We start from the raw sequence: 25,759 nt of genomic DNA on the forward strand, positions 1-25,759 counted from the left end.
CGATGCGCGAGAACCTTCATCGCTTCTTTAGGGCTGCGCGCGGCGCCGGTGTCCACGTCTCACCCGCCGAAAGCATCGATGCGATGCGCGCGGTCGCGCAGGTCGGTCTGACCGACCGTGCCATCCTGCGCGATGCACTGCTCCTGACGCTCGCCAAGTCGCAAGACGAGAAGCTCGCGCTCGGCGACTGCTTCGACCTCTTCTTCAGCCAACCCGAGCCACCGCGGGAGCAACCTGAGGCCAGCAAAGATGACGCCTCCCAGGACGCGGATCAGCCTCCCTCTTCTGGTTCCGCCAGCGAAGCGGGCGGAGGCCAGCCGATCGAAGGACTTGGCCCGCTCGCGCAGATGCTGCTGTCGCAGGATCGCAACGCCATACAAGCCGCGATCGCCAGCGCCTCCGGTGCAGCGTCCCTATCCGATATCCGCTATTCCACTCAGCGCGGCATCTTCTCCAGCCGCATCCTCGATGCCATGGGTCTCCAGCGCTTGCGCGACGATCTCGACGATCTGACCGCGAGCAATCCGGCACTGGCGGAGCGCTTGCGCGCCGCACTCGATGCCCTGCGCGACGCGGTGCGCGACACCGTCTCGCAAGGGCTTGCGCTCTATGCCCGCGAGGAGGCCGAAAATCTCCGCAACGAGATCCTGCGCAACGCACCGCTCGCCCGCATTGAACGGCGGCAGATCGCTGAGATGCGCGCCCTGATCCGGCAAATCGCGCGCCGCCTGCGCGAACGTTACTCGAAGCCACGCAAGCGCCAGCGCCGCGGCCATCTCGACGTCCGCCGAACGCTTCGCCGCAACGCTGCCTGGGGCGGCGTCCCCTTCCTCACCGCATGGAAGCGCAAACACCGCGACCGGCCGAAGATCGTGGCGCTGTGCGACGTCTCCGGTTCGGTTGCGCAGGTCTCGGACTTCTTCCTGCTCCTGGTCCACTCGCTGCATGAGGTGGTCGACGACGTCCGCTCCTTCGCATTCTCCTCGCATCTGATCGAGGTCAGCGAGATCCTGGAGAAGAAGTCACCCGAGGAGGCAATGGCGGAGATCATGTCCAAGGTCGGATTCGGCTCCTCCGACTACGGTTCTTCGCTGGTCGATTTCGAAAAGGAGTTCATGAGTACGCTGACGCCGCAGACCACGGTCATCGTGCTCGGCGATGCCCGCAGCAACAATCTCGACCCGCGCGCCGATATCCTGCGCCGCATCTCCGAGCGCTCGAAGCGGCTGGTCTGGCTCAATCCCGAAGGACGGCTCGCCTGGGGCTTTGGCGATTCCGAGATGCCGCGCTACGCGACCTTCTGCAGCGTGGTGCGCCAATGCGCCACCGCGCAGCAACTCGAGCGCGCCGTCTCCGACATCGTTGCGACCTACCAGTAAGTCCCGGGTTCCCGGAGAGCGTCAGCTTCGTACAAGCTCCATGTGGTCGATATTGCACTCGCGAAAGTGATAGGCAATTTCGTCGAGCGCGCGCTGTTCCCATTCCTCAGCCTGCGTGAGCCAGAAAACCCGGCGCTCAAAATCGAGCGCGGCGCGCTCACGGCACAGGGATTCCTGACTGCGAATCTCCACCAGCCTGTTCATGCACTCACACTCCTTGTCGTGTGAAGTCATTCCCCGCAAATCAGCGTAGCAGAGTCACAAAGCGCGCGTCTCATTCCTTGCGTGCATATCGCGCCGCGAAATGGGACAGCAGCGCTTCCCGTGCACCGCATTCGTCGCAACGCAACATCAAATCAGAATCATCAATTAGTGATCTGTAATCGGGACGATCTACGCGTCCGATCAATCTTTAACCTTTGTGGCGCAACGGCGTGAGGCAATTCGTGAAGGGTGGTTCTAAACCGCTCACCGAATTCCCGACTCATTGTCGTCGCATGGTGTTCATGCGGCGCCGCTAACAGAGGCGCGCGAACATGACTATCGCTTGAGGCAACATGAGCAACGACGTGGACTTCGATCTTTCACCGGACCAATGGGCGGCGCTGCGTGCGCTTCGTAATCCAGTGTCGAACGGCCGCCTGTCGAAGGCCTATCTCCTCGAAGATCTCGTCAAGCTCGGACTCGTCGTGATTCACGACGGCACGCCCGCGATGACCGCAACCGGCCGCAAGGCGCTGGTGCGCGGCTCGTGCCGGCTGCTTGATCTCGCCGCATGATGCCTGCGCTGCGCAGAGCGGAAGGCGATCTTGACTGCACCAAGTCGGACAAGGCTCTCGAGGACAGTGAGCTGATGGACTTGACCGCCAGAGGCCTCTCGCGGATCAGTCATTCCACCGGAGGAGCGGCGTTCTATACGCTCTCCTCCAGACCGACAGAAAGCGGGGAAACCAGGAATGGGCCACCGCGCCTTGATAGGCCCAGGTGCGATATTTCAGCCCCTGCTCCGAAATTAATTCCTGATAGCCACCATAGATCTCAGTCGCGGTGCGGATGTCCTTCAGAATCGCTTGCGCGCAGGCCCGGTAGGTTTCGTTGCCGGCGTACTCGTCGAAGTCCAGCATGCGATCGGCGAACTCGACGTTGAAAGTCGGCCACGATGATCTCCCCTGATAGGCCGGTGCCGCAATCGTGTGGATGATCTTGTTGCGCGGATTGTCCGCCGACACCAGGAAGTGGAACGTGCTGGGGATGCGGAAGCGCGGCTCGGCGATAATCAAATCCGCCGTGGCCGCGAAAAATGCGCGCTCGCTCGCATCGTTCATATTCCAGAAGCCGCGATGCACGCCGACGAAATCGAGCGCGACCAGGGATGAGGGCGTGCCCGCCGGCCCATCCAGCGAATGTCTGATATAGCCGTCTCTCCCGAACAGGCTGAGCAGGTCCTGCTTGTACTGCGCGAGGTCGCGCCCGAGCAGCCGCTTCAGCTCGTTCTCTTCGACCAAGCCGAGTTGCACGCCCCACACGAAAGTCGTGTACACGCAGGCATTGGTGACGAAACGCCGACGTTCGGCGCGGGTGTCGGTTGCCGCAGAGCGCGGCCGACTGGCGTCACAGAGCAAATATCTCGTACCCTTTACATCGAACGGCTCGAGTTCGCCGGCAAGCTTTAGGATTGCGCGCTTCAGGTCGCCGCCATATTCGACCAGCAACAGGCGACCGGCATGGGCGCATTGCGACATCGCCAGATGAGACGACCCCCGCTCCTCGGCGGAGAGCATCTGCTGGAGACCGGCCAAAATGCCCAGCAGCGTATCCGAGGGCCGCGAAAAATAGTTCACGCCGAGATACCGACCGCGCCCTGCCGGAACGATGGTTGTCGTGATGACGCCGGCGCGAGCCGCCTCCAGCAGCAGGCGAACGCTTTTTTCCAGAAGGCGCGCCCGCCGCACCGCGTCTTGCTCATCCATGATGGTCTCTGGGTCGAGAACATCAGGATAGAACCAGGCAAAGTCGCGTGGATAGTAGGCTGAGGCGTGCGGCGCACCTGTGACAAGGAACGCCTCGGAGAGCGAAAACGCGCTTTCCATCGCGTAACGATAGAGTTCCTCGATGAGCGCCGAAGAATGTTGCGACTTTCTCAGGAGCCGATCACCGAGAAAGTTGACCGCCTGAAGGGCGTTGGCGACGAGGGTAGCGACCAGGCCTTGGTAAAATCGATTTCCACGATGTGACGGCAAGGAAATATCGCTGCTGATACGGGCCGGGGGATCTCGGCGACGGCGGGGTACCGCGCCATACGTGATTGATTCGTATCTCACCCCGATGACGTCCCGGCGCAGCGGCGAGGCTGCTCAACACCGTTGCATACAACGAGATTATTGCGCCTAATATTTCATCATAAGCATCTCTGATCAAGATTCGGTCAATGAAGAAACTTATTTTATTTCAAATGCTTAGATGAAGATGCCCTCCCCCTAGCCTCTGGCACGAAGCTTGCGACATCCTGTCCCGGGCTTCGTCAGACCGGCGTCGCCGCGAGGTTGAGGCGGTCCATTCCGCCAAGGGGAGCAAGCAATGGATTTAGGCAGGATTTCACGACGACACTTGTTGAAGGGCGGCGCCGCCCTCACCCTCGGCGCAGCGGCCGGCGCCCGTCCGACCTTTGCGGCCGGGACGACCATCGGCTTCATCTATGTCGGCTCACGCGATGACTACGGTTACAACCAGGCGCACGCACAAGGCGCGGCGGCACTGAAAAAGATTCCCGGCCTCAAGGTCGTCGAGGAAGAGAAGGTGCCGGAGACCGACGCGGTCGAGAAGACGATCGAGTCCATGATCAATCTCGACGGCGCGACCCTGCTCTTCCCGACCTCGTTCGGTTACTACAATCCGCACATGGTCAAGATGGCCACCAAGTACCCGAAGCTTCACTTCGAGCATTGCGGCGGCCTCTGGACTGACAAGGACCCGAAGAATGCCGGCAGCTATTTTGGCTATATCGACGAAGCCCAGTACATCTCCGGCATCATCGCCGGCTACACCTCCAAGAGCGGCAAGCTCGGCTTCGTCGCTGCCAAGCCGATTCCGCAGGTGCTGCGCAACATCAACGCCTTCGCGCTAGGCGCCAAGCTCGCCAATCCCAAAGCCACCACCCAGGTCATCTTCACCGGTGACTGGTCGATGCCGGTCAAGGAAGCCGAGGCCACCAACAGCCTGATCGACCAGGGCGTGGACGTGCTGACCTGCCATGTCGACGGCCCGAAGACGATGGTCGAGAACGCCGCGCGCCGCGGCGCCTTCGTCTGCGGCTATCACACCAACCAGTCGCCGCTGGCGCCGAAAGCGTATCTCACCGGCGCCGAATGGAATTGGGAGGCGCTCTATCCGAAGTTCGTCAAGATGATCGCCGCCGGCGAGAGCATCCCGAACTTCTATCGCGGTGGCCTCAAGGAAGAGATCGTCAAGACCTCGCCTTACGGCGATGCCGTGTCCGCCGAGGCGCGCAAGCACGCCGACGACATCAAGGCCAAGTTCCTGTCGGCAGAGGGCTACGCCATCTTCAAGGGCGGTCTCGTCGACAACAAGGGCAAAACGGTGATCGCGGCCGGCACCGATCGCAGCCAGAAGGATCCCGAACTCGAGAAGATGGACTATCTCGTCGAAGGCGTGATCGGAGCGACTTCGTGACGACGGAAGCTGCGGAGTCCGCCGAAGCGGTCGGGGTAATTGCCCCGGCCGCCGACGCCGATTTTCTGCAACGCCATGGCGGCACCATCGAGTACATCCTGATTCCCGGCGCGGCGCTGGTCGGCGCACTCGCGGTCTTCGGCATCTTCGTCGCAATGTCCGGCAAGAACCCGCTCGACCTTTATTTCTACATGTACTACGGCGCGTTCGGCACCTGGTTCTCCTGGCAGAACACGCTGACGCGTGCTGCGCCTCTCATCCTCACCGCACTTTGCACGGCGCTGCCGGCGCAGCTCGGCATGGTCATCATCGGCGGCGAAGGCGCACTGCTGATCGGCGCATTGTCGGCGACCAGCGCCGCACTCGCGCTTCAGGGTCTTCCGCCGCTGGCGATCCAGATTGCGATGGTCTGCGCCGGCGTGATTGGCGGGGGCTTGTGGATCATGCTGGCAGGCGCGCTGCGACAATATCGCGGCGTCAACGAGACGATTTCGAGCCTCTTGCTCGTCTACATCGCGCTCGCAATCCTCAATCATCTCGTGGAAGGCGCCATGCGCGATCCTGCGAGTCTCAACAAACCGTCCACGCGCGAGATCGGCGCCGCCAACATGATCGGCTCGATCCCCGGCACCGACATACATTGGGGGCTCCTGTTCGGCCTGATCGCCTCGATCGCCGCCTACATCCTGATCTATCACACCGTGTTCGGCTTCGCCGCGCGCGTTGCCGGAGGCAACATCCGCGCTGCAAGAATCGTCGGTCTCGGCGTCAGCAAGCTGATCCTCACCATCTGCTTTCTCGCCGGAGGCGCCGCGGGTCTTGCCGGCATGGTCGAGGTCGCAGCAGTGCAGGGCCGCACCAACGCCAATCTCGCCGCCGGCTACGGCTTCACTGGCATCCTTGTCGCCTTCCTCGCGCGGCAAAATCCGCTTGCGATCATTCCCGTCGCGATCCTGCTCGGTGGTATCAGCGCCACCGGCGGCCTGTTGCAGCGTCGCCTGGGACTGCCCGATGCATCCGTGCTGGTGCTCCAGGGCATCATCTTCGTCTTCGTGCTAGCCAGCGATGCGCTCTACGGGCGCATAGGTTTGTTGAAAGGCAAATCCTGATGGCAGACGGATCGATCGGACTCTGGACAGTCCCATTGGCCGTGCTCGGCGGCGCCATTCGCGTCTCCACCCCCTTCCTGTTCGTGAGCCTGGGGGAATGCATCACCGAGCGTTCGGGCCGCATCAATCTTGGCCTCGAGGGCACGCTGGTGATGGGCGCGATGAGCGCCTATGGCATTTCCTATCTCACCGGATCGCCCTGGCTCGGCGTACTTGCCGCAGGCATCACCGGCGCGCTGCTGGGCGCGCTCCATGCCGGCATCTGCTCGCTGCCACGGGTCAACGACGTGGCGGTCGGCATCGCCTTGATGCTGTTCGGCACCGGCCTCGCGTTCTATCTCGGCAAACCGCTGATTGAGCCGACCGCGCCGCGGCTGCCTGCGATCGATTTCGGCTGGTGGAGCGACATCCCGCAAGTCCGCGCCGCGTTGCGCGTCAACGTGCTGTTCCTGATCGGCGTCGCGCTCGCGCCGGTCCTCTATTGGGCGTTCCGCACGACACGCTGGGGTCTTCTCATCCGCACCGCTGGCGAAAGCACTGATGCCGCGCGCGCGATGGGTCACTCCGTACTGCTGATCCGCCTGCGCGCCACCATGGTCGGTGGCTTCCTTGCCGGCATCGGCGGCTCGTTCCTGTCGCTGTTCTACCCAGGAAGCTGGAACGAGGGACTCTCGTCCGGCCAGGGCATCACGGCAGTGGCGCTGGTGATCTTCGCACGTTGGGATCCCCTGCTCTGCTTGTGGGCCTCGCTTGCCTTCGGCGGCGCCGCGGCACTTGGGCCGGCGCTGCAGTCGGTCGGCATTACATCAGGCTATCACCTCTTCAACGCCGCGCCCTACATCCTGACGCTGGCGATCATGATCATCACCTGCTCGCCGAAGCGCACCCTGACCGGAGCCCCGGCGGAATTGTCAATCACCCGCTAGAGAGCAAATCATGCCCGAGCGCTACATCAAGTCCGAGCCTTATGCGTGGCCATATAATGGTGATCTCCGCGCCCAAAATACCGCGCTCATCATCATCGACATGCAGACCGATTTTTGCGGCGTCGGCGGCTATGTCGACAAGATGGGCTACGACCTGTCGCTAACGCGGGCGCCGATCGAGCCGATCAAAAGAGTGCTCGCCGCGATGCGCAAGCAGGGCTTTTATATCATCCACACCCGCGAAGGCCATCGCCCGGATCTCTCCGATCTTCCCGCCAACAAGCGCTGGCGCTCGCGCCAGATCGGTGCCGGCATCGGCGATCCCGGTCCCTGCGGCCGCATCCTGGTGCGCGGCGAGCCCGGCTGGGACATCATCGAGGAACTTGCACCCTTGCCCGGCGAGCCTGTTATCGACAAGCCCGGCAAGGGCTCCTTCTGCGCAACCGATCTGGAATTGATCCTGCGCGTGCGCGGCATCCAGAACATCGTGCTCACAGGGATCACCACCGACGTCTGCGTCCACACCACCATGCGCGAGGCCAACGACCGCGGCTTCGAATGCGTGTTGCTGCAAGACTGCTGCGGCGCGACGGACAAGAGCAATCACGAGCACGCGCTCAAGATGATCAAGATGCAGGGCGGTGTGTTCGGCGCGGTCTCCACCTCCGAGGCCTTCATCGGAGCGATTTCGTGATCATCGGCGAAATGCCCGCGCCAGCAGGCGCCTTCGGCCTCGACGCCATCGCCATGACCATGCGCTTTGGCGATTTCCTGGCGCTGGACAATGTCGCGCTGAAGGTGCGGCCGGGCTCGTTCCATGCGCTACTCGGCGAGAACGGCGCCGGCAAATCGACCCTCGTCAAATGCATCATGGGCTACTACCACGCGACCGAAGGCGACATCCTCATCGGCGGCCGCGAACAGGCGATCGCCAACCCGAAAGATGCGCACGCGCTCGGTCTCGGCATGGTCTACCAGCACTTTACTCTGGTGCCGGCCATGACGATCGCCGAAAATCTGGTGCTGGCGCGCGATGATGTGCCGGCCGTGGTGAACTGGCCGAAGGAGATGAAACAGCTCGAGGCATTCCTGGCGCGGATGCCCTTCAAGGTGCCGCTCTCCGCGAAGGTCTCGGATATCTCCGCAGGTGAGCGGCAGAAATGCGAAATCCTCAAGCAGCTCTATCTGAAGCGTCGCTTCCTGATCCTTGATGAACCCACTTCGGTGTTGACGCCGGCGGAAGCCGACGAAGTGCTCGGCATGCTCCGCGACATGGTCGTCAGGGGCGAGCTAACGATCCTGATGATCACGCACAAGTTCCGCGAGGTCATGGCCTTCGCCGACGAGGTTACGATCCTGCGCCGTGGCAAGCTCGCCGGAGCCGGCAAGGTTTCCGAGCTGACGCCGGATACGATGGCACGCACCATGATCGGAGCCGAGGAGCTGACGGTGCAGCCGGCGCGCACCGGCGAAGCCGGCCAGGCGCGCCTTGAGCTTTCAAAGCTCCGCGCGGTCGACGATGCCGGCGCCATCGCCGTCCGTGACGTGTGCCTCACCGTGCGCGCGGGCGAGATCGTCGGCATCGCGGGCGTCTCCGGCAACGGCCAGCGCCAGCTGGTCGAGGTCCTGGCCGGCCAGCGCGAGGCCGAGGGCGGCGAGATCCGCATCTCTGCCGATCCCTATCACGCCAACCGCGAGGAGATGCGACGCCACAAGATGTCGCTGCTGCCCGAGGAGCCGCTCAAGAACGCCTGCGTCGGAGGCATGAGCTTGGCCGACAACATCGCGTTCCGCGAGTTCGACCGCGCTCCCTTCGCCAGCGGCGGTTGGTGGCTCAACCGCGGCGCTTTCCGCGACGAGGCGAAGAGGAAGATCGGCCAGTACAAGATCAAGACCCGCACGCCCCAGACACCGATCTCGGCGCTGTCGGGCGGCAATATTCAGCGCGCGGTGCTCGCCCGCGAGCTGGCGGGCGATGTCGAGGTGTTGATTGCAGCCAATCCATGCTTTGGCCTCGACTTCGCGGCCGTGGCACAGATCCACGCCGAGATCATGGCTGCGCGCAACCGCGGCGCGGCGGTGCTGCTGGTCAGCGAGGATCTCGACGAATTGCTCGAATTGTCTGACAGGCTGGTAGTGATGTTCCACGGCGAATTCGTGTATGAAGCACGAACCAGCGAGGCCGATCTTACCGTGGTCGGCCGGCATATGGCGGGGCACTGATCGGGAGTTCCGATGAGCAGCGCAACTGAGCGCGACGAACACTTTCTGCGTTTGTCCTTAGCGGTCGCCCGACGTTCCCTCACCCATGGCAACCATCCCTTCGGCTGCGTCGTCGTCGATGCCGACGGCGAGGTGTTGATCGAGGCCGAGAACGGCTACATGCCTGATCAAGACGGCACCGCGCATGCCGAACGCCTCGCGGCCACGCAAGCCTGCCGCACGCTCGGCCGCGAAGTGCTGGCCAAGGCTACGCTCTATTCCTCAGCCGAGCCCTGCGCGATGTGCGCCGGCGCGATCTACTGGGCCGGCATCGGTCGCGTCGTCTATGGCCTCAGCGAGCACCGCCTGCGCAGGATTACCGGCAACCATCCGGAGAATCCAACGCTCGACCTGCCCTGCCGAGACGTCTTTGCGAGAGGCCAGCGGCGAACCGAGGTCGTCGGCCCTTTGCTCGAAGACGAGGCCGAGGCACTGCACGACGGCGTGTGGACGAAGTAGGCGCGGCAGTTACCCGTCGGAAATACGGATGGCGCGGCGCATTTCTGCACGACGCCATCGAAATCTTTGAGACCATCAACCGATCAGAACTTCACCGTGACGCCACCGTAGACCGTGGACTCGGTGCAGCTATTGGTGCTCTGGCCGGTCGCGGCGACCGTGCAGACCCCGGGCGCGGCGTTGTGGTCCAGGCCGAACTTGTTCTGCCAGTAGCGGTAGGCGACCCAGAGGTCGACGAAGTGCGAGTACTTGTCACCCCAGACCGCCTTCGAGGCGTCGAAGGTCAGGCGGATCGGTTCGCTGTTCAGCTCGGTCTTGGAGGCGGTCGACATCCGGCCAACGCCTGAGAGCGCAGGAAGGCTATTCGAATCGCCCTTCGGGCCATACCAACCGGCGCGGCCGCTGATCGACCAGAACTGCATATTCGGCGGCAGGAAGCCAAGGTCCATGTAATAGTTGATCTCGACAGCCCAGGTTGGATTGTAGGATACGTTGCCATCGGAGTTGCACGACGTTCCCGGCACCGTGCCACCGGCGAAGACTGTACCGCACTGCGTGAACGCATTGTGGTTCGAGAACTCCCAGTACATCAAGGGCGCAACGTTGATGTAGCCCTTGTAAGGCAGGTCGAAGGCGAACTGCAGACCGGCGACGACGTCGCGCTTGGCAGGCGCGAGGAAGGTGTTCTCACTGTTGCCATCCATGCCGACTTCGAAAGAGATGTTATGCAACGGGCCGGCGGTGAAGGCTTTGGTGTTGAACAGCTCGTTCCAGCCCAAGGTCGAGCGGAACAGACCGTAGATCTCGGTTGCACCTGCGCAATTACCCGCCGCAAAGTTGGACAGCAGGCCGGGGGCAATGCACGGGTTGGACGGATCGTTTTGACCCGACTTGAACATCGAGATGGTGAAGAAGTTGGTGCCATAGGCCCAGAGATCGAAGTGGGTGAACGAGTAGACCTGCTTGGCCGTCTTGCCGTTGATGCTGCCATCCGGGCGGGTGCTCCACATGCCGGGATCGGTGCCCTTCGGCATCCAGGAGAACGACACGCGGTCATCGATCACCAGGAAGAACGGGAGGTCAGGCGCCTTCTTCGCAGCCTTGACCGGCAAATCCGCGGCCTGCGCCAGCCCGCCAGTGGCAAGTGAAACTAGTGACAGCAACGCGGCTGCGACTGCCCTGAAACGAAACGACATCCTGAATACCCCCAAGTTTGGACGCGTAGCAATGAACGTCCCCTGGGGGCGACACTTGCGCCGAAGTCCCGAGGTGAGAAGCCTCAACTTTTTTCAAGGCATGCCGCTTGTTTCGGCACCATGTGGTGTGACGCCGTATCGTTTGAGGGGATTTCTATGGCGACGTTTCCCGAAGCTCGACGACGCCAGAGACGGCGATGCCAAACATTCCCGGTTGATTCTGCTCGCCTTTTGCGTTGGGCAACGCCCCGATCACGGCTGTCGAAGACGATCGCCATCGTCGCAGTCCAATGCATACGAGCCGCGGGCCACTTTGCTCAACTTCACGTCAAGCCTGCATAGCCGGTTCCGATTTGGCTTGAACCGTCACAAATTTGCAACGGTTTCCGAACGCACGATGCACTCTCAATGGCAGCCCGAGGGCCGAACAGGTGGCCGGAAAGCGCCCCGAATCGTGACACCGGCGCGCTGCCGACGCGTTGAGCAAGGGATGACGCTTTTTCACACCTTACGCGGCGGTTCAAACTAGCTCACTATTGAGGCAATTCATCCATGCCAGCATACCAGCGAATGTTAGATCCGACGCCCAACGGCCTGCATTCCGGCGAGTCCCCGTTGCTCAGGACGGTCGGGCTCACAAAACGCTATGGGGACTTCCTCGCCAACGATGCCATCGACATCGATATCTGGCCGAAGGAGATCCACGCGCTGCTCGGCGAGAACGGCGCCGGCAAGTCGACGCTGGTCAAGGCGATCTATGGGCTGATCCAGCCCAGCGCCGGTGAGATCCACTGGCAAGGCGACCGTATCGTGCTGTCCGGTCCTGCCGAGGCGCGCAGCCGCGGCATCGGCATGGTGTTCCAGCACTTCTCGCTGTTCGACAATCTCACCGTTGCCGAGAATGTCGCGCTTGGGCTCGACGGCAAGGAATCCTTCAAGGACATGTCGGCGCGGCTGGAGCGGGTATCGAAGACCTATGGCCTGCCGCTTGATCCCCGGCGTGAGGTCTGGCAATTGTCGGTGGGCGAGCGCCAGCGCATCGAGATCGTCCGCGCGCTGATGCAGGACCCGAAATTCCTCATCCTGGACGAGCCCACCGCGGTGCTGACGCCGCTAGAGGCCGACCAGCTTTTCGTGGTGCTGGAACGGCTCAAGGCCGAAGGCCGCGCCATCCTCTATATCAGCCACAAGCTCGAGGAGGTGAAGCGACTCTGCGATACCGCCACCATCCTGCGCGGCGGCCAGAAGATCCAGACCTGCAATCCCCGGCTCGAGACGGCCGCCTCGCTTGCGCGCATGATGGTTGGCGGCGAGATCAAGGAGGTGAAGCCGGCCGCCGGCCGGAAGACCACGATCCCGCGGCTGGTCGTCAACGATCTCACGCTCGTGCCGGACGAGGCCCACGGTGTGATGCTCGAGCACATCTCGTTCGAGCTCAAGGGCGGCGAGATCCTCGGGATCGCCGGCGTGGCCGGCAACGGCCAGGACGAGTTGTTCGCGGCACTGTCCGGCGAGCGGTTGTCGAAGGATCCCGGCACGGTCGTCATCGAAGGCATCGCCGCCGGCCACCTCTCGATCACCAAGCGGCGCAAGCTCGGCGCCGCCTTTGTGCCCGAAGAGCGGCTCGGCCACGGCACTGCGCCGCGCATGAGACTGTCGGAGAACGCGCTGCTGACCGGACACGCCGCCAGCGGCATGGTCAAGCACGGCTTCATCGACACCGCGGCCACGCTGAAGACCGTGGACAAGGCGACCGAGACTTTCGATGTGCGCAAGGCCAAGCGCGATCCGGAAGCTGCATCGCTGTCGGGCGGCAATTTGCAAAAATTCATCGTCGGCCGGGAGATCCTGCGCAACCCCGCGGTGCTGGTGGTGAGCCAGCCGACCTGGGGCGTCGATGCCGGTGCCGCCGCCGTGATCCGCCAGGCTTTACTCGATCTTGCAAGCGCCGGCGCCGCGGTGCTGGTGACCAGCCAGGATCTCGACGAGCTGGCCGAGATCGCCGACCGCATCGCCGTGATGTTCCAAGGCCGGCTGTCTGCTCCGCTCGCAGCGAGCGAGGCAACGCGCGAGAAGCTCGGCCTGCTCATGGGAGGCAGCAGCCTCGAGCCGAAGGAGGCCGCGCATGCAGTTGGTGCTTGAGAAGCGCACTGAGCGCTCCAACACGATCGCGCTGGTTTCTCCGCTGATCGCGATCGGCCTGACGATCGCGACCATGACCATCCTGTTCGCGATCCTCGGCAAGAATCCGCTGCTCGCGCTGCATGCCTATTTCATCGCGCCCTTGACCGACGGCTACTCACTCCAGGAGATCGCGGTGAAGGCGACGCCGCTGGTGATGATCGCGATCGGGCTGGCACTCTGCTATCTCGCCAACGCCTGGAATATTGGCGCGGAAGGACAATTCCTGATCGGCGCCGTCGCCGGAAGCTGGATCGCCGTGAAGACGCAAGGCACCGATGCCGGCGCCTGGGTGCTACCAGCGATGTTCGTGCTCGCCGCAGCTGCCGGCGCGCTCTATGCACTGATCCCGGCGATCTGCAAGGTGAAGTTCGGTGCGAGCGAAATCCTCACCAGCCTGATGCTGGTCTATGTCGCCGACCTCCTCCTGGACTATCTCGTCCGCGGTCCCTGGCGCGATCCGAACGGTTTCAATTTCCCGACCACGGCGGAGTTCGATCCCGTCGCGACGGTGCCGCAGCTGATCGAAGGCGGCCGGCTGCATCTCGGTTCGATCATCGCCCTGCTCGTCGTCGCGGCCGCCGCAATCCTGCTTGGGCGCACCATCAAGGGATTCGAGATCCGCGTGGTCGGTGCCGCGCCGCGCGCTGCGCGATTCGGCGGCTTCAACGCCAACCAGCTGATCATCCTGACGTTCGCGGTGTCGGGCGCGCTGGCCGGCCTTGCCGGCATCATCGAAGTCGCCGGTCCCGTCGGGCATCTGCAGCCCGGCATCTCGCCTGGCTACGGTTTCACAGCGATCATCGTGGCCTTTCTCGGCCGATTGAACCCGATTGGAATATTAATTGCAGGCCTTTTCCTCGCATTGACCTTTATCGGCGGCGAGCAGGCGCAGATCGCAATGAAGATCCCGTTGGATGTCACCAAGGTTTTCCAGGGCATTTTGCTGTTCTACGTGCTCGCCTGCGATTCCCTCATCCTCTACCGCTTCAAGTTGGTTTTCCTCAACCGTCAGGTGGCCCGTGGAGCTGGTTGAAGCCATCATCCTGTCGGTGCTCGCCGCCTCGACGCCGCTGTTGATTGCGGCGACCGGCGAACTCGTCACCGAACGGTCCGGCGTCCTCAACCTCGGCGTCGAGGGCATGATGATCGTCGGCGCCGCCTGCGGCTTTGGCGGGGCCTGGCTCACCGGATCGATCTTCATCGGGGCCCTGTTCGGCATCGTCGCGGGAACGCTGATGTCGCTGATCTTCGCGCTGATGGCGCTTGGCCTCGCTGTCAACCAGGTTGCGACAGGGCTAGCGTTGACCATTCTCGGCGTCGGCCTGTCCGGTCTGATCGGCGCCGGCTTTGTCGGGGAGCGGCTCACGCCGGCCGCGCAGCTTTATATTCCCGGCCTCACGGACATTCCGCTGATCGGCCGCGTGCTGTTCGGCGAAGATGCTTTCGTCTATTTCTCCATCGCCCTCATCATCGGCGTCTGGTGGTTCCTTTACCGCACGCGCGCAGGACTGATTCTGCGTGCCTGCGGCGACAATCACATCTCCGCGCACGCGCTCGGCTATCCCGTGCTGCGCATCCGCACCCTCGCCGTGATGTTCGGCGGCGCCTGCGCCGGCCTTGCCGGCGCTTACCTGCCGCTCGCCTACACGCCGTTCTTCATTCCCGGCATGACCGCCGGTCGCGGCTGGATCGCGCTGGCGCTGGTCGTGTTCGCGTCGTGGCGACCGGGCCGGCTGGTGATCGGCGCTTATCTGTTTGGCGCAGTGACGATCCTGCAATTGCACGCGCAAGGCTGGGGCGTCGGCATTCCCTCGCAGTTTATGTCCGCGCTGCCTTATCTGGCGACCGTCATCGTGCTGGTCCTGCTCTCCCGCGCGCGCACCGGCGGCTCGACCGCGCCGGCCGCGCTCGGCACCGTGTTCGTGCCTGACCGCTAAGAGTTTTGATTTCCGCGACGTGCGCGATGGGGCGCGCGCGTTGCGGATTGTGGCTTTCCCCTGATGTTTGGAGATTGATGATGAGGAAATCACTTGTTGCGCTCGCTGCCGGCCTTCTGCTTGCCGGGAGCATCAGTGCAGCCTGCGCCGCCGACAAGCTCAAGGTCGGCTTCATTTACCTCGGCCCGATCGGCGATCTCGGCTGGACCTACCAACACGAGCTTGCCCGGCAGGCGCTGGTGAAGGAGCTCGGGGACAGGATCGAGACCACATATCTGGAAAACGTCCCCGAAGGTCCCGACGCCGAGCGCGCCATCGAGCAGCTCGTCCGCGCCGGCAACAAGCTGATCTTCACGACGTCATTCGGCTACATGGACCCGACGCTGAAGGTCGCCAAGAAATATCCGAACGTGCATTTCGAGCATGCCACCGGCTACAAGCGCAACGCGAACATGTCGACCTATTCGTCCAAGTGGTATCAGGGCCGCTACATTCAAGGCTTGATCGCCGCCAAGATGTCCAAGTCCGGCGTGCTCGGCTATATCGGCTCGTTCCCGATTCCGGAGGTCGTCTCCGGCATCAACGCGACGATGATCGCGGCGCAGACCATCAACCCGAACATCAAGGTCAAGATCATCTGGGCCAACACCTGGTTCGACCCGGGCAAGGAAGCCGATGCCGCCAAGGCGCTGATCGACCAGGGCGCCGACGTCATCATGCAGCACACGGACTCGCCCGCCGCGATGCAGATCGCCAGCGAACGCGGCAAGCTCGCCTTCGGCCAGGACTCCGAGATGATCAAGTTCGGGCCCAAGACCCAGCTGACTTCGATCCTCGATACCTGGGGCCCCTACTACATCGAACGCGTCAAAGCCGAGCTCGACGGCACCTGGAAGTCTGAGGACACCTGGGGCGGGCTTGACAGCCACATGTTCGCGATGGCGCCCTACACCAACATGCCCGACGACGTGAAGAAGATCGCCGAGGATGCCCAGGCCGCGATCACCGCAGGCAAGCTGCACCCTTTCAAATGCCCTGTGATTGGGCAGGACGGCAAGGAGATCGAGTGCAAGGGCGGCGCCAATCTCGCCGACGGCCAGATCCTCGGCATGAATTTCTACGTCAAGGGCATCGACGACAAGCTGCCGGGCAAGTAGCACGCTTCTTGCATTCCTTAGATCACCTGCTCCTCCCGGAGGAGGTTTGGAGGGGGTGGCCAGAAGCACCCGGCACTTGTGGTCGCCCCCTCCTCATTTCCTATCCCGCTTGCATCGCCTGCGCCGCGGCGCTGTGCCGGTGGATCAGCTCCGGAACGTCCAATTCCGGGATCGAGCCGTCGACCACCGCCCAGTTCCCCGCCACCATCACCCGGTCGGCCCGATGCGCCCCGCACAGCACCAGCGCGGCCAGGGCATCGCCATGGCCGGAGAAGCGCAGCTCATCGAGCTTGAACAGTGCGAGGTCGGCGGCCTTGCCGACCGCGATCTCGCCAAGCTCCGGGCGGCCGACGCAGGCCGCCGAGCCCCGGGTAGCCCAGCGCAGCGCATCCATGTGGCTGACCTTACTGACGCCATAGCGCGCCCGCTGCAGCAGGAACGCCGCGCGCACTTCCTGCATCAGGTTCGACCCGTCGTTCGAGGCCGAGCCGTCGACACCGATGCCGATACCGACGCCGGCTTCCTCCATCTCGCAGACCGGGCAGCAGCCGGAGGCCAGCAGCTGGTTGCTGCACGCGCAATGGCTGATTGTCGTCCCGGCCTTGCCGAGCCGCTTCATCTCGTCGGCATTGAAGAAGTTGCCATGGGCGAGCCAGGTCCGCGGATTGAGCCAGCCGCACTGCTCGAGATAGTCGAGCGGGCGGCATCCGTACATTTGCTGGCAGAATTTGTTCTCGTCCTCGGTCTCGGCGAGATGGGTGTGTAGGCGCACATCGAGCTTGTCGGCGAGATCGGCGGTGGCGCGCATCAGCGACGTCGTCACCGAGAACGGGGAGCAAGGTGCAAGCGCAATCTGCACCATCGCATCCGACCCGCGCTGGTGATGCTTGGCCACCACGCGCGCGCTGTCGGCGAGGATGGTGTCCTCGTCTTGCACGACACCGTCAGGCGGCAGGCCACCATCGCGCTGCGACAGGTTCATCGAGCCGCGCGTCAGCAGCACGCGCATGCCGAGGCGCTTTGCGACGCCGACCTCGATGTCAACCGACTCTTCGAGTCCTGCCGGGAAGACGTAGTGATGATCCGTCGTGGTCGTGCAACCCGAGAGCAGCAGCTCCGACATCGCCACGGTCACCCCAAGTTCGAGCGCCTGCGGTGTCATCCTTGCCCACACCGGGTAGAGCGCCTGGAGCCAAGGAAACAGCTCGCGGTCCATCGCCGCCGGCAGCGCCCGCGTCAGCGTCTGGTAAAAGTGATGATGGGTGTTGATGAGGCCCGGCAGCACGACGTGCGCGCTCGCATCGAACACCGCAACGTCAGTGGTCACAGGCGTCCCGCCTTTGGGCACGAGTTCGATGATGCGACCACCCCTCACGACGATCCCGCGCCCCGCACCATCAGCGAGGATCGCAAGGGGATCCTTGATCCAGATCGGCTTCGCGTCGCTCATGCGCCTGCTTCTCCCCACATCCGCTGACAGCAGGCTTGCAAGGCAAGGGCCAGCCCGAGAGCGTGATGACCGCGACTTGTTGTTGCCACTTGGCGCTGGTCTTGCAAGACTTTACCTCGAGTCAATTCACCGGGTGCAGGCCCTATCGCAGCCATGGACTTGAATACCATCACAGCGGTTTCCCATCCGCAAACGCGCTCCGAACTGCCCGTTTGGACGCCAGGTGATGCTTGGCTCGCGGGCGGCACGTGGCTGTTCTCGGAACCGCAAGCCCACCTTACGCGACTGATCGATCTCACCGACCTGAAATGGCCGGCGCTGGTTGCCACGGACAGCCACCTCAGCATTGCGGCCACCTGCACGATTTCGCAACTCGATGCGCTCACCTGCCCGCCTGATTGGCTCGCAGCGCCGCTGATCAGCCGGTGCTGCCGCGCCTTCCTCGCCTCCTTCAAGATCTGGAAGACGGCTACAGTGGGCGGCAATCTCTGCATGTCGCTGCCGGCGGGACCGATGATCTCGCTGACATCAGCGCTCGAGGGCGTCTGCACCATCTGGAAAGCGGACGGCGGCGAGCAGAGGGTTCCCGTCGCCGAATTCGTCACCGGCAATCAGCGCAACCGCCTGTCGCCGGGCGACCTGCTGCGGCAGATCGATATACCGCTTCCGGCACTGAAACGCCGCTGCGCGTTTCGCCAGATCTCGCTTGCGCCGGTCGGCCGCTCCGCGGCCCTTTTGATCGGAAGCCTCGACAGCAAGGGAACGTTGAAGCTGACGGTGACTGCCTCGACCATACGCCCGATCCAGATATCGTTTGCAAAGCAGCCTGACGCGGACGCGCTTCGCGCCGCTGTCGTCGAGGAGATTACCGACGATCTCTATCACACCGACATTCATGGCAAGCCGCTCTGGCGCAAGCACATGACGCTGCGGCTTGCAGAGGAAATCCGCGCCGAGCTCCTAGGGACAACCCCGCCATGAGCTTTGAAATCAACGGCACGATGTTCCCGCATGCGCCGCGCGCGGGCCAATGCCTGCGCACGTTCCTGCGCGAGCTCGGCCATTTTGGCGTGAAGAAGGGCTGCGACGCCGGCGATTGCGGCGCCTGTACCGTGCTGCTCGACGGCGAGCCCGTGCATAGCTGCCTGATTCCCGCGTTTCGCGCGGAAGGACGCACCATCACCACGATCGAGGGTCTCGGCAGCGATCACGGCGCGCACCCGATGCAGCAAGCCTTTCTTGACGCGCAAGCGTTCCAGTGCGGCTTCTGCACTGCCGGCATGATCCTGACCTGCGCCTCGCTGAACCAGGCCCAGCGCACCGATCTCGGCGCCGCCTTGAAGGGCAATATTTGCCGCTGCACCGGCTATCGCTCGATCGAGGATGCGATCCACGGCAGGAGCAATGTCGAGGAGCGCGTCGAAGCCGGCGCCGCGTTCGGTCGCAGCCTGCCGGCACCCGCAGGCCCCAATGTTGTCCGCGGCAGAGCGCGCTACACGCTCGACACGCAAATTGACGGCATGCTCCACATCAAACTGCTGCGCTCACCGCACGCGCATGCCAGGATTATCGCGATCGACAGATCGGCGGCGATGACTGTGCCCGGCGTGCACGCGATCCTGACACATGAGGATGCGCCTGCGGTTCTGTTCTCGACGGCGCGGCACGAGAAGGACTGGATGGACCCCGAGGACACACGTGTCCTCGACGACGTGGTCCGCTTCATCGGCCAGAAGGTTGCCGCCGTGGTCGCCGAGAGCGAAGCCGCGGCCGAGGAGGCATGCCGGCGGCTGAAGGTCGAGTACGAGATTTTGCCAGCGTTGATTGATCCTGAATTCGCGATGGCGCCGGGATCGCCGCGCGTTCATCCCGGTCGCACCGCCGCGAACCGCGTCGCCGACGCGCAGCGCAATCTCGTCGCCGAGATCCATGGCGAGTTTGGCGACGTCGCCTCCGCCCTCGCCACGTCCGCCGTCACTTACGAGGGCACCTTCCACAGCCACCGTGTGCAACATGCGGCGCTGGAGACCCATGGCGGCCTTGCCTGGCTCGACGCGACTGGCGCGCTCAACGTCCGCACGTCCACGCAGGTGCCGTTCCTGACCCGGCGCGCGCTCTCGGGCATCTTTGGACTTCCCATCGACAAGGTCCGCGTATTCTGTGAGCGGGTCGGCGGCGGCTTCGGCGGCAAGCAGGAGATGTTTGTCGAGGATATCCTGGCGCTGGCCGCGCTGAAGACCAGGCGGCCCGTCAAGCTCGAGCTCACGCGCGAGGAGCAGTTCACCGCGACCTCGACGCGGCATCCGATGCGGGTTCACATCAAGGCCGGTGCCGATGTGGAGGGCAAGCTCACCGCGCTCCAGCTCGACGTTCTCTCCAACACCGGCGCCTATGGCAATCACGGCCCCTCCGTGATGCTCCACGCGGTGTCGGAGTCCATCGCCGTTTACAACTGCCCCAACAAGCGGGTCGACGGCTTCGTCGTCTACACCAACACGGTGCCCGCAGGCGCGTTTCGTGGTTATGGCCTGCCGCAGGCCGTCATCGCGGTGGAAGCTGCAATCGACGAGCTTGCCAGGCAGCTCGCCATCAGCCCCTACGACATGCGCCGCCGCAACACTGTCAAGCCTGGCGATCCCATGCTGTCGCCGCCCGAGTCCGAATATCACGACGTGCTGTACGGCTCCTACGGGCTCGACCAGTGCATCGACCTCGTCGAGCGCGCGATGCAGGCGGACCAGCCACCTGACCTGCCGCCGGACTGGCTGACCGGCGAGGGCATCGCGCTGACCATGATCGACACGGTGCCGCCCGCTGGCCACATCGCGGACGCCACGATCAAACTCAACGACGACGGCGGCTTCGAGCTCACCGTCGGTACCGCCGAGTTCGGCAACGGCACCAGCACCGTGCACCGGCAGATCGCCGCGACCATCCTCGCAACCACCGTCGACAGGATCCGCCTGCGCCAGTCCGATACCGCCCATGGCGGCCACGACACCGGCGCCTATGGCAGCACAGGCATCTTTGTGGCCGGCAAAGCGACGCAGGCCGCGGCGACGCAGCTCGCGACTGAGTTGAAGGTGGCTGCCGCCAGCGCGTGGCTCTGCGATGTCGCGACTTGCACGCTCGAGGACGAGTTCGTCGTCAGCGGCGTGCGGCGGATGTCCTTTGTCGAGCTGGCGAGGCTCGCGCGCGAAGACCGTCGTCCTCTGGCAGGCCACGGCAATTCCGAAGGCACGCCGCGTTCGGTCGGTTTCAACGTGCAGGGCTTTCGGGTCGCCGTGAACAAGGGCACCGGTGAGGTCCGGATTCTCCGCAGCGTGCAGGCGGCCGATGCCGGCGTCCTCGCCAATCCCATGCAGTGCCGCGGCCAGGTCGAGGGCGGCGTCGCGCAAGCCCTTGGCGCTGCGCTCTACGAGGAGATGGTGATCGACGCGGCGGGCCGCGTCACCAATCCCAAGTTCCGCGATTACCATCTGCCGTCCTTCGCGGATGTGCCACGCACCGAAGTGTTCTTCGCCGAGACGTCTGACACCATCGGACCGCTCGGCGCGAAGTCGATGAGCGAGAGCCCGTACAATCCGGTCGCCGCCGCGCTGGGCAACGCGATTGCGGATGCCACCGGCATCCGCTTCACGGCGCCGCCTTTCAAGCCGGATCGGCTGTTTCCGGCGCTGCTCGACAAGTTCGGCGGCTAGCTGCCGCGATAGGTCGAGTAACTCCACGGCGTGACCAGCAACGGCACGTGGTAGTGGCCCTCCGGTTCGCTGATCGCGAAGCGCAGCGGGATCTCGTCCAGGAATGGCGGATCCGCAAGCTGTACGTTGCGCTCGGCGTAGTATTTGGCGATGCCGAAGCGCAGCTCGTAGCGACCGATCGGCAAGGGGCGGCCGCCGATCAGCGGCGGGTCGGTGCGGCCATCGGCGTTGGTGACGCCACGTGCGATCACGCGGCTCTCGCCGAGCGCGGCGAGCTCAAGCAGCTCCACCGCGATTCCGGATGCCGGCTTGCCCGCATGATTGTCCAACACATGGGTCGACAGACGGCCATGCACTTTCAGTTTGTCGTCGGCGAAAACCAGCTGATCGAGCCGCAGCGCCGAGATGCGGCCGATCTCCTCGATCGCGCGGCGTGTCTCGGTCTTGGCAATATTGCGCAGGCGCCTCTCGAAGTCGCGCAGGATCGAGTCCCTGGTGTGACGCCGCACGCAGACGATGTAGGGGAAGCCGAACTTTTCGCGATAGGCATTGTTGACGCGTTCGAACGCCGCGTATTCGGCCTCCGAGAGCCGGTCGAGGCCGGCGCTGTTCTGCTCGCCGGTCGATTCCGCCGTCAGGCCCGCCGCGCGCTGGGTCTTGTCGGCGAGATCGGGATGCGCGCGGATCAGTGCCAGCTGCAGGTCGGGTTCGGCGGCCTGGATCGCCGCCATCAGCGCGGCATGCAGCTGATTGATGCCGACGAACGGCCGCTTGCCGGCGAGCTGCTCGGCGATCCACGGCGAATATTCGACGACATTGGCGAGGGCCGCAACGAAATCGGCCTTGCTTGCGGCATTGAGATCGGCGAGCGGAATCTGCGCCATCACCTCACCTGATCTCGAACGCGTCAGAGGCAAGATGCGCGTGCTTGTCGTGCCAATGCTGCGCGATCTGGAGCCTCGTCGGCACCCAGACGCGCTCCTGCTTGCCGATATAGTCGAGGAAGCGGATCAGTCCCGCGGCGCGGCCGGGCCGGCCGGCGAGACGGCAGTGCAGGCCCACCGACATCATCTTCGGTGCCGTTTGCCCTTCCGCATAGAGCACGTCGAAGGCGTCCTTGAGATAGGTGAAGAACTGCTCGCCTTCGGAAAAGCCCTGCGGATTGATGAACCGCATATCGTTGGCGTCAAGCGTATAGGGAATGATGAGCTGCTTGCCGTTAGCGCCCTTGACCCAATAAGGCAGATCGTCGGCATAGGAGTCGCACAGATAGAGGAAACCGCCCTCCTCCATCAGCAGACGGTTGGTGTTGATGGAGGAGCGCCCGGTGTACCAGCCGAGCGGCCGCGCACCGGTGGCCTCCGTATGGACGCGGATCGCGTCGGCAATCTCGGCGCGCTCCTGCGCTTCCGTCATGTCCTTGTGCTCGATCCACTTCAGGCTGTGGCTCGCGATGTCCCAGCCGGACTCCTTCATGGCCGCGACGATTTCCGGATTGCGCGTCAGCGCATTGGCGACCCCGAACACGGTCGCCGGCCACTTCCGCTCGTTGAACGCCCGCCACAGCCGCCAGAAGCCCGCGCGCGAACCATATTCGAACATGGATTCGATATTGGCGTGGCGCTGACCGGGCCAGGGTTGCGCGCCGAGCACATCGGACAGGAATGCTTCCGAGGCGCCGTCGCCGTGCAAGATGTTGTTCTCGCCGCCTTCCTCGAAATTGACGACGAACTGCACCGCGACCCTAGCGTTGCCGGGCCATTGTGGGTGCGGCGGGTTGCGGCCGTAACCGCGGAGATCACGGGGGTAGTTGATATCGGTCACTCAGACTTCCTCAAAGCGGATCGGCAGCGCGCCCTTCCACAGCACGCTCTTGCCCAACGTTGCCAGGTTCTCAAGACCCGAGGTTAGCGTGATGAAGTGATTGCCGGCGAGCTGGCCCACCTTGCTGGCGAAGCGGACACCGCCATAGGCTATCAGGATCTCGGTCTCGCTGATGCCGCCGGGACAAAGAATGATCTGTCCCGGCGCGGGATAGCTGGTGTGGTTCTCGTAACCGACGCAGAAGTCGAGATCGCCAAGCGGCATCCAGACGGCTTCACCACTCCAGCGCACATGGATGACGTGGCTCTCGAAAGGCAACGTCCGCCGGAACGCGGCAACGGTCTTGGGCGCTGCCTGCTCTTCGAAACAGGCATCGAAGGCGAAATCACCGGCACGGATAGCGAGTTTGCTCATCTCATGTCTCTGGCTCGGGGACATGGCCTACGGAGACTTGCAGACAAAGAGCACTGCCGAGACCTTCGCGCAAGTGGCTCTCGCCCCTTCACCTGCGGTCATAAGACCAGCCGAACAGGCCGCTCCGCCGGACCTCCGGCTCCGGCTCTGCAGCCGGTCCGGGAGCCTCTTTCAGGTCCGCCTGCGCCGGGGGCGGAGGCGGTGCCGGCAGGCTCTCGCATTTCATGGAATAAACCAGTTTGCCGTCCGCGGTGCGCCCGATGGGAGCGCAGGGGTCGGGATGCGCCGCTGAGGCTTTGGGAGCAGGCTTTACCTGTGCCGCAGCCGGCGAGGCGATCAAAAGCAGGATCAGCAGATATTTCGACATCGTTGTCGTACCTAACCTCGGTTGCCCCATTCAACCTGATGGCGTCGGTCAAGTCCATCGGGCCCGCGAACGCGAGTGCCGAAAATTTAGCCCGGGTCAGAAAATTTGCTCGCCCATCGAGTTGAATCGCAGCCAGGAAATTTCTGGCGAGCTTGTCGTAACGGTTGCGATGCGCCGGAAGTCCTTGAGCCTGCAGAAGCAGCGTTCGATGACATTTCGCCCTTTATAGATGCGCTTGTTGAAGCTGTGGAGGCTTACCCGGTTGGATTTGTTTGAAATGACGGGCTTGGCGCCGCGATTGAGGATTTCGGCGCGCAAGCCATCAACGTCATAGCCCTTGTCGCCAATGAGGGCCGACATGGGTGGCGCGAGTTCCAGCTGCGGCGGTGCCGGCGTCTTGTCCCGGAATTAGGTGAAATGCGCAAGGCCCGCAATCAGGATCCCTCAGCGCGTGGAATTTTCGTGGTCCGTCCGCCACGCGAGCCGCCGACCGCCTGTTTGTGCTCCACCCTTTTCCGCCGCTCGCCGAGCGATGCGCCTTGGTCGAGGTGGCGTCGATGGACAAGGTCACGCCATCCTTGCCGCCGCGGGCAAGCACTTCGAAGATCGCCTGCCAATGCCCACGCTTGACCCATTGATTGAACCGATTGCAGATCGTTGTGTAGGGACCATAGTCGGGCGGACAATCGCGCCAATTCACGCGAGTATGTTCGGCGCTTTGGCGCTCTCGCTCCTCCACAGCGCTCTTTAAGAGCGAGCTTAGTTGTTAATTCCTAAGAAGCGTAATTAAATCGCTCACTGAGCGCACTATCGCAACGCTTAAACCAAAACGTTTGACAGTACGTGCACCCTAAAAAACGGCTGCAGCAATTTAATTCCTAATCTCGTTTGATTTAGATCAGCGCGTCAACTTTTCGCGGGTCCTTTACTGAAAATGTTATTTTGGACGAGAGGAGATAATTGTGAAAACGAACCCCCGATTTCTGGCAATAACCGCTTTAGCGGGTGTGTTGATGGCAGGCACCGCTCATGCCGACGTTATCGTGTCGGCAGGACACAATCCGGGTAATCCCGACGAAAATATTCTGTTTAATGTTGGCGGCCAAACCGGATTTAGCCTCACCGGCTTCACCAATCACACACATACGGCCGTCAACTACAGCAGCTCAACAGAGCTGCACGCCTCAGGCGGTCAGGCTGACATAACATCATCCAGCGGCAACGGCTTCACGGATCTGACGTGGAACCTCGGCCCCGGCTTTGGTTGGACATCTGAGCAATTCCTGGTTCACACCAACGATCGCGGTGTAACACTCACGCTGTCGTACACTGACCAGTTCGGTCATGTGACGACACTGTCTGACTCTCCGCTAAGGGTGAATGCCGAGAATCCGTTCTATGCCACCGCTTCTAACGGAGAGATCATCGTGTCGGCGCATCTGTCTGTTCTCGGCGGTGTGCTGGAGGATTTCCAGCAAGATCGGATTACGGTCGCAGCCGTACCTGAGGCCTCGACTTGGGCCATGATGGTATTGGGCTTCGCGGGCGTCGGGCTATTGGCCTATCGACGGCGAGGGCCCGAACAGCTGGTCCGGCTCGTTTGAATGAACCCACGACAACCGCCCTTCGGGGCGGTTGTTTGCTTCTGACAATGCAGAAGCCGAGATCCTGTCTCTTATACACATCTGACGCTGCCGACGAACT

General features: G+C 63.2%; 23 protein-coding genes and 1 pseudogene. 15 read left to right on the forward strand and 9 right to left on the reverse strand.

The features are described from left to right. Window positions 1–2: 2 nt before the first annotated feature. Window positions 3–1,379: a vWA domain-containing protein gene (locus IF809_RS25670; RefSeq protein WP_462838892.1), complete on the forward strand. Its 1,377-nt coding sequence runs from the start codon at window positions 3–5 to the stop codon at window positions 1,377–1,379. Between the two features lie 21 nt (window positions 1,380–1,400). On the opposite strand, the gene IF809_RS25675 is transcribed toward IF809_RS25670, so the two are convergent. After that, complete coding sequence (locus IF809_RS25675; protein WP_462838893.1) at window positions 1,401–1,583, reverse strand: hypothetical protein; 183 nt, start codon at window positions 1,581–1,583, stop codon at window positions 1,401–1,403. A 353-nt stretch (window positions 1,584–1,936) separates the two neighbouring features. Between IF809_RS25675 and IF809_RS25680 the strand changes: the two genes are divergently transcribed. Then, entirely contained in the window at window positions 1,937–2,158 is a 222-nt protein-coding gene (locus IF809_RS25680; protein WP_462838894.1) for a hypothetical protein, read from the forward strand. A gap of 105 nt (window positions 2,159–2,263) precedes the next feature. Here IF809_RS25680 and IF809_RS25685 read toward each other — a convergent pair whose 3' ends face one another. Beyond that, the gene (locus tag IF809_RS25685; RefSeq protein ID WP_462838913.1) at window positions 2,264–3,637 is read right to left on the reverse strand and encodes a hypothetical protein; all 1,374 of its coding nucleotides are present in this window, start codon (window positions 3,635–3,637) and stop codon (window positions 2,264–2,266) included. Between the two features lie 319 nt (window positions 3,638–3,956). Between IF809_RS25685 and IF809_RS25690 the strand changes: the two genes are divergently transcribed. The 6 genes from IF809_RS25690 to IF809_RS25715 are packed head-to-tail and all read left to right on the forward strand — an operon-like array spanning window position 3,957 to window position 9,825. After that, window positions 3,957–5,069 (forward strand): BMP family ABC transporter substrate-binding protein, encoded by a 1,113-nt coding sequence (locus IF809_RS25690; protein WP_462838895.1) that lies wholly within the window; start codon window positions 3,957–3,959, stop codon window positions 5,067–5,069. After that, window positions 5,066–6,178, forward strand: coding sequence for an ABC transporter permease (locus IF809_RS25695; RefSeq protein WP_462838896.1), 1,113 nt, complete (start codon window positions 5,066–5,068; stop codon window positions 6,176–6,178). The genes IF809_RS25690 and IF809_RS25695 overlap by 4 nt, the downstream gene beginning before the upstream one ends. Continuing rightward, window positions 6,178–7,104, forward strand: a complete 927-nt coding sequence (locus IF809_RS25700) for an ABC transporter permease (protein WP_462838897.1) — start codon at window positions 6,178–6,180, stop codon at window positions 7,102–7,104. Before IF809_RS25695 ends, IF809_RS25700 begins: the two co-directional genes overlap by 1 nt. 10 nt (window positions 7,105–7,114) lie before the next feature. Next, on the forward strand, window positions 7,115–7,798 hold the full coding sequence (gene biuH / locus IF809_RS25705; protein WP_462838898.1) for a biuret amidohydrolase: 684 nt from the start codon (window positions 7,115–7,117) through the stop codon (window positions 7,796–7,798). Further along, window positions 7,795–9,327 (forward strand): ABC transporter ATP-binding protein, encoded by a 1,533-nt coding sequence (locus IF809_RS25710; RefSeq protein ID WP_462838899.1) that lies wholly within the window; start codon window positions 7,795–7,797, stop codon window positions 9,325–9,327. Before biuH ends, IF809_RS25710 begins: the two co-directional genes overlap by 4 nt. A gap of 12 nt (window positions 9,328–9,339) precedes the next feature. After that, on the forward strand, window positions 9,340–9,825 hold the full coding sequence (locus IF809_RS25715) for a nucleoside deaminase (RefSeq protein ID WP_462838900.1): 486 nt from the start codon (window positions 9,340–9,342) through the stop codon (window positions 9,823–9,825). A gap of 83 nt (window positions 9,826–9,908) precedes the next feature. On the opposite strand, the gene IF809_RS25720 is transcribed toward IF809_RS25715, so the two are convergent. Then, on the reverse strand, window positions 9,909–11,021 hold the full coding sequence (locus IF809_RS25720; protein WP_462838901.1) for a hypothetical protein: 1,113 nt from the start codon (window positions 11,019–11,021) through the stop codon (window positions 9,909–9,911). Window positions 11,022–11,591: 570 nt separating this feature from the next. On the opposite strand from IF809_RS25720, the gene IF809_RS25725 reads away from it, so the two are divergent. The 4 genes from IF809_RS25725 (at window position 11,592) to IF809_RS25740 (ending at window position 16,299) form a co-directional block, all read left to right on the forward strand. Next, a complete protein-coding gene (locus IF809_RS25725) occupies window positions 11,592–13,163 on the forward strand; it encodes an ABC transporter ATP-binding protein (protein WP_462838902.1) in 1,572 nt (523 codons plus the stop codon). Then, window positions 13,147–14,238 carry an ABC transporter permease gene (locus tag IF809_RS25730; RefSeq protein WP_462838903.1) on the forward strand — a complete coding sequence of 364 codons (1,092 nt, stop codon included), beginning with the start codon at window positions 13,147–13,149 and terminating at the stop codon, window positions 14,236–14,238. Before IF809_RS25725 ends, IF809_RS25730 begins: the two co-directional genes overlap by 17 nt. Continuing rightward, window positions 14,225–15,142 carry an ABC transporter permease gene (locus IF809_RS25735; RefSeq protein WP_128964945.1) on the forward strand — a complete coding sequence of 306 codons (918 nt, stop codon included), beginning with the start codon at window positions 14,225–14,227 and terminating at the stop codon, window positions 15,140–15,142. Before IF809_RS25730 ends, IF809_RS25735 begins: the two co-directional genes overlap by 14 nt. An 80-nt stretch (window positions 15,143–15,222) precedes the next feature. Continuing rightward, window positions 15,223–16,299, forward strand: coding sequence for a BMP family ABC transporter substrate-binding protein (locus IF809_RS25740; RefSeq protein ID WP_462838904.1), 1,077 nt, complete (start codon window positions 15,223–15,225; stop codon window positions 16,297–16,299). Window positions 16,300–16,399: 100 nt separating this feature from the next. Here IF809_RS25740 and IF809_RS25745 read toward each other — a convergent pair whose 3' ends face one another. Further along, window positions 16,400–17,749 carry an 8-oxoguanine deaminase gene (locus IF809_RS25745; RefSeq protein ID WP_462838905.1) on the reverse strand — a complete coding sequence of 450 codons (1,350 nt, stop codon included), beginning with the start codon at window positions 17,747–17,749 and terminating at the stop codon, window positions 16,400–16,402. A 153-nt stretch (window positions 17,750–17,902) separates the two neighbouring features. On the opposite strand from IF809_RS25745, the gene IF809_RS25750 reads away from it, so the two are divergent. Beyond that, window positions 17,903–18,730, forward strand: coding sequence for an FAD binding domain-containing protein (locus IF809_RS25750; protein WP_462838906.1), 828 nt, complete (start codon window positions 17,903–17,905; stop codon window positions 18,728–18,730). Next, on the forward strand, window positions 18,727–21,450 hold the full coding sequence (locus IF809_RS25755) for a molybdopterin-dependent oxidoreductase (protein WP_462838907.1): 2,724 nt from the start codon (window positions 18,727–18,729) through the stop codon (window positions 21,448–21,450). Before IF809_RS25750 ends, IF809_RS25755 begins: the two co-directional genes overlap by 4 nt. Here the strand turns inward: IF809_RS25755 and uraD are convergent. From uraD to IF809_RS25780, 5 genes and pseudogenes are all read right to left on the reverse strand, one after another. Beyond that, on the reverse strand, window positions 21,447–22,334 hold the full coding sequence (gene uraD / locus IF809_RS25760; protein WP_462838908.1) for a 2-oxo-4-hydroxy-4-carboxy-5-ureidoimidazoline decarboxylase: 888 nt from the start codon (window positions 22,332–22,334) through the stop codon (window positions 21,447–21,449). The genes IF809_RS25755 and uraD overlap by 4 nt on opposite strands. Window positions 22,335–22,338: 4 nt before the next feature. Then, window positions 22,339–23,274 (reverse strand): allantoinase PuuE, encoded by a 936-nt coding sequence (puuE, locus tag IF809_RS25765; RefSeq protein ID WP_462838909.1) that lies wholly within the window; start codon window positions 23,272–23,274, stop codon window positions 22,339–22,341. Then, window positions 23,275–23,688, reverse strand: a complete 414-nt coding sequence (locus IF809_RS25770) for a DUF3830 family protein (RefSeq protein ID WP_462838910.1) — start codon at window positions 23,686–23,688, stop codon at window positions 23,275–23,277. 88 nt (window positions 23,689–23,776) lie between these two features. Next, a complete protein-coding gene (locus tag IF809_RS25775; protein WP_462838914.1) occupies window positions 23,777–24,055 on the reverse strand; it encodes a hypothetical protein in 279 nt (92 codons plus the stop codon). A 118-nt stretch (window positions 24,056–24,173) separates the two neighbouring features. After that, window positions 24,174–24,794 (reverse strand): annotated as a pseudogene (locus IF809_RS25780) (IS5 family transposase); the annotation flags it as partial. 223 nt (window positions 24,795–25,017) lie between these two features. Between IF809_RS25780 and IF809_RS25785 the strand changes: the two are divergent. Next, window positions 25,018–25,659, forward strand: a complete 642-nt coding sequence (locus tag IF809_RS25785; RefSeq protein ID WP_462838911.1) for a PEP-CTERM sorting domain-containing protein — start codon at window positions 25,018–25,020, stop codon at window positions 25,657–25,659. Window positions 25,660–25,759: the final 100 nt, after the last annotated feature.

It is taken from the genome of Bradyrhizobium sp. UFLA06-24, assembly GCF_054967145.1.